Consider the following 4,400-nt stretch of genomic DNA (forward strand, 5'->3'; position numbering starts at 1 on the left):
TGCGGGACCACCTTCACCTTGATTCCGGTGTCCTTCGTGAACTGCTTCGCGAGCGCGACGTCACGGTTGTGGCTCCCGCCGACGGAGTCGCCGATGAACGTGATCGACTCACCTCCGTACTGCTTCTTGATCGCCGCGGCGTTCGGCACCTTCGGCGCCGGGTATTTCGCGGCACTCTGAGCCTGGTTGCCCGCCGTGCCCGCCGTGCCCACGGCCGCCACGACGAGTGACGCGACCAGGGCCAGAACGCCGGCGACGCCGGCGACGAGCCGCACAGATGCGTGCTTCACCTCTCCCACGTCCTTTCTTCGAGAAGGGTCACCTATTTTTCCTTTCATGTGAGTAGACGACGCATTCGCCTGTCGGATAGCGCACGCCGAGACGGCGAGAGCGCGATCCGCGGCCCTCGTCGGGTGCCCCCGTGGCACTCGCGGGGGCGGCGTCCCGGGTCGTGCGAGCACATCACGGCGCAGCCAACGTAGAGCCTGCTCGAAGCTCGTGTCAAGCCGAGCCGGGGGCGGCCGGCTCGCCGGCCGCCTCCTCGAGCGACCGGCGCGCGGCCTCGAGGAAGCGCCCGACCCGCGCCGCCTCGAGCCCTTCGCCCGATCCCGGGCGTGCGGCGAGCGCGTCCGCGACCAGGGCCCCGTCCGCCACCCGCGTGCGCGCCCAGTCACCCGCGTCCTGCTTCGACGTCCAGCGCCCCTCGGCGGCGTAGCGGAGCGCGCGGCAGGCGTTGAGGACGGCGTCGTCGTCTCGCGCGATACCCGCCTGCCCGTGCCAGCGGACGGCTTCGGCGAGGAGCCCGAGGACCATGCTCCTCGACGGCGCGGCGAAGAGCCCGGCTGCAGGCGGACCGAGCAGCGCCCGTCCGTGCTCGTGGATGACCGCCCGATCGATCCCGTACCAGTGCTCCGCCTGCCCGTCACCCGGGGCGAACGAGAGGTGGAACGGCATCGCGCGACCCGTGTTCAGGTTCAGCTCGTAGCCGGCCGCCGGCGTCGGAGTGCCCGCGGTCCTTGCCGTGTACACGACGAGCTCGAGGCCTCTCGCCGGGCACGCCAACGACTCGTGGCGTACGGATGCGACGAGCTTCTCCTTCGCGGCTTGCCCCGGCGCTCCGCGGGTGACGACGGCGACGTCGACGTCGCTTCGGCGCTCGTCGTACCCCCCGAGCGCGAGCGACCCGCCCGCGTACACCCCGACGAGGTCGGCGCCGAGCGTCGTGCGCAGGCGCGCGACGATCTCGTCGAGGTACTCGACGGTCTCCTTCGGGATCGGGTCGCGCACGTGAACGGAGACTGCCTGACACTGTGTCAGGCACCGGTCTCGTCGCGGGCCGCGACGAAGGCGCTCACGGCGAGCTCCAGGTCGTCGTCCGTGTGCGCAGCCGAGATCTGCGTGCGGATGCGCGCCGTGCCGAGCGGGACGACGGGATACGAGAACGCAACCGCGAAGACGCCGTGGGCGACGAGCGCCTGCGAGAAGCGCGCCGCGGCGGGGGCCTCGCCGATCATCACCGGCACGATGGGATGGTCGCCGGGAAGCACGTCGAACCCGAGCTCCGTCATCCGCGCGCGGAAGCTCCGCGTGTTCGCCCAGAGCCGGTCGCGCAACTCGTCGGAGCGCTCGATCAGGTCGAGCGCGCGGAGGCTCGCGCCCACGACGACGGGCGCGACGCTGTTCGAGAAGAGATAGGGCCGCGCCCGCTGGCGCAGGATGTCGACGATCTCCTGCCGGCCCGACACGTAGCCGCCGCTTGCGCCTCCGACCGCCTTGCCGAGCGTGCCGGTGAGGATGTCGACGCGGTCGACGACCTCGAAGTGCGCGTGCGTCCCGCGCCCCTGGGGGCCGACGAACCCCACGGCATGAGAGTCGTCCACGAGGACGAGCGCGCCGTGGCGCTCCGCGAGGTCGCAGATCTCGTCCAGCTTCGCGGCGTAGCCGTCCATCGAGAAGACGCCGTCGGTCGCGATCAGCCGGAACCGCGCGTCGGCCGCCTCCCCGAGCCTGGCCTCGAGCTCGTCCATGTCGCCGTTCGCGTACCGCAGCCGGCGCGCCTTGCAGAGACGGATGCCGTCGATGATCGACGCGTGGTTGAGCTGGTCGGAGATCACCGCGTCGCGCTCGTCGAGGAGCGCCTCGAAGACGCCTCCGTTGGCGTCGAAGCACGAGCCGAAGAGGATCGTATCCTCCGTCCCGAGGAACTCCGAGAGCCGCTCCTCGAGGCCGCGGTGGAGCGACTGGGTGCCGCAGATGAATCTGACGGAGGCCAGTCCGTAGCCCCATCGGTCGAGCGCCTCGTGTGCGGCGGCGACCATCTCGGGATGGTTCGCGAGCCCGAGGTAGTTGTTCGCACAGAGGTTCAGGAGCTCGCCGCGCTCGGCGACGTCGACGTGCGCGCCCTGGGGCGTCGTCATCACCAGCTCGCGCTTCAGCAGCCCGTTGCTCTCGAGCTCGTCGAGTCTCGCCCGTAGGTCGTCGCGCACGGCGCCGTACATCTATGCATCCCTCCAGTCGAGGAGCACCTTCCCGGAGTCGCCCGAGCCCGCGACCGCGAAGCCCTGCTCGAACTCGGTGTACGGGAAGCGGTGGGTGATGACGGGCGCGATGTCGAGACCCGAGTCGATCATCACGCTCATCTGGTACCAGGTCTCGTACATCTCGCGCCCGTAGATCCCCTTGAGCGTCAGCATGTTGAAGATCACCGGGTCGAGGTCGAGCTCGACGGGCGCGGTCGGGATCCCGAGGATCGCGACACGGCCTCCGTGCGCCATCTGACCGATCCCCGCGCGGAGCGCGTCGGGGCTTCCGGACATCTCGAACATGACGTCGAATCCCTCGGTCATCCCGAGCTCACCCTGCAGCTCCCCGAGATCGGTCTCGCGGGGATCGACGGCCCGGGTGGCGCCCATCGTCAGCGCGAGCTCGAGCCGGCCGGCGCTCAGGTCGGTCACGACGATGTGCCGCGCCCCCGCGTGACGGACGACTGCGACCGCCATGCAGCCGATCGGCCCGGCGCCCGTCACGAGCACGTCCTCCCCGAGGACGGGAAACGAGAGCGCGGTGTGCACCGCGTTCCCGAGCGGGTCGAAGATCGCCGCAACCTCGTCGGGCACCCGCGGCCAGTGATGCCACACGTTCGTCATCGGGAGCGCGACGAGCTCGGCGAACGCACCCGGACGCTGCACGCCGAGCCCGATCGAATGCGCGCACAGGTGACGCCGTCCGGCCATGCAGTTGCGGCAGCGGCCGCAGACGACGTGGCCCTCGCCGCTGACCCGCTCGCCGGGCTGGAACCCGGTCACGTTCGAACCGACCTCGACGACCTCGCCGACGAACTCGTGTCCGATCACGAGCGGCACCGGGATCGTCCGCTGCGCCCAGGCGTCCCAGCGGTGGATGTGGACGTCCGTCCCGCAGATGCCGGTTCTCGAGACGCGGATCAAGACGTCGTTGATCCCGATCTCCGGCTCGGGCACGTCCTCGAGCCAGAGGCCCGGCTCGGCGCGACTCTTGACGAGCGCCTTCACGGCGCGGGCTGGCGACTCGAGGTGCCCAGGCGGCGAATCCTACGCAGGCGGCCGCGGCCCGGGACGCAACGGCGCCTCACGCCGTCGCGAAGTACTCCTGCGCCGCCCGAGGGCCGTAGAGCAGCCAGATCAGCACCGCCGCGAGCGCGGCCGTGAAGAGCGACGGCAGGATCGCGCTCGTCGGCCCGACGAAGACGTAGATCAAGGCGATGACCCCGCCGGCCACGGCGAGCGCGCCGAGCACCATGCGCGCAACGCGACTCCCACGGAGGAGCGCGTACGACGCGATGGCGAAGAGCGCGGCGAGGACGAGCGCACCGATCCCCCAGGGCTCGGTCACGTCGTCCCAGCTGACGAGCCCGATGATCCCCATGAAGCCGAGGAACGCCGCCTTCGCGAAGCCGAAGAGCGACGCAAGCATGACGACGAACGGCAGCTCCTGACGCGTTCCCTCCACGTTCTCCTCCTCGCCTCCGGGGGTGGCGTGGGATCTTCGCACGACTCGAGCCGCGGCACCAGGCTGCACGTACACACGCCTCGGCGTGGCGGCCCCGGTTCCATCCTGGCGACGGCCCGGTCAAATGGGGTTGTGCGCTCCTGCGAGGAAGCTCGATGTCGACAATGGGAAGAACGTGAGCACATCCAGGTCACGCAAGCTCGCCGAGCCCGTCGACCGAACCGTCGGCGCGCATGCGCTCGAGGCCACGAGCGGTGGCGACGCGGGTTCGAATGGGCGGTGCAGGACTCGAACCTGCGGCCACCTGCGTGTAAGGCAGGCGCTCTACCAGCTGAGCTAACCGCCCGGGCGGCCACGGATGGTAGCTCTGGCCGCCGGTATCCTCGCTCGGCCGCCCCCATCGACTAGCGGCC

General features: G+C 70.6%; 4 protein-coding genes, 1 tRNA gene and 1 pseudogene. All 6 read right to left on the reverse strand.

All coding sequences use genetic code 11. From position 1 onward, the window contains the following. Positions 1–290, reverse strand: a pseudogene (locus VNM44_RS08090) (hypothetical protein); the annotation flags it as partial. Between the two features lie 211 nt (positions 291–501). Next, complete coding sequence (locus VNM44_RS08095) at positions 502–1,287, reverse strand: aminoglycoside adenylyltransferase domain-containing protein (RefSeq protein WP_325624793.1); 786 nt, start codon at positions 1,285–1,287, stop codon at positions 502–504. 26 nt (positions 1,288–1,313) lie between these two features. Next, positions 1,314–2,498, reverse strand: coding sequence for a glycine C-acetyltransferase (locus tag VNM44_RS08100; RefSeq protein ID WP_325624795.1), 1,185 nt, complete (start codon positions 2,496–2,498; stop codon positions 1,314–1,316). After that, positions 2,499–3,530 (reverse strand): L-threonine 3-dehydrogenase, encoded by a 1,032-nt coding sequence (gene tdh, locus VNM44_RS08105; RefSeq protein ID WP_325624796.1) that lies wholly within the window; start codon positions 3,528–3,530, stop codon positions 2,499–2,501. Positions 3,531–3,606: 76 nt separating this feature from the next. Beyond that, entirely contained in the window at positions 3,607–3,987 is a 381-nt protein-coding gene (locus VNM44_RS08110) for a hypothetical protein (RefSeq protein ID WP_325624799.1), read from the reverse strand. Between the two features lie 273 nt (positions 3,988–4,260). Then, positions 4,261–4,333: transfer RNA gene (locus VNM44_RS08115), tRNA-Val, on the reverse strand. Between the last annotated feature and the right edge of the window lie 67 nt (positions 4,334–4,400).

The organism is Gaiella sp. (genome assembly GCF_035558935.1).
In the GTDB taxonomy this organism is placed as follows: domain Bacteria; phylum Actinomycetota; class Thermoleophilia; order Gaiellales; family Gaiellaceae; genus Gaiella.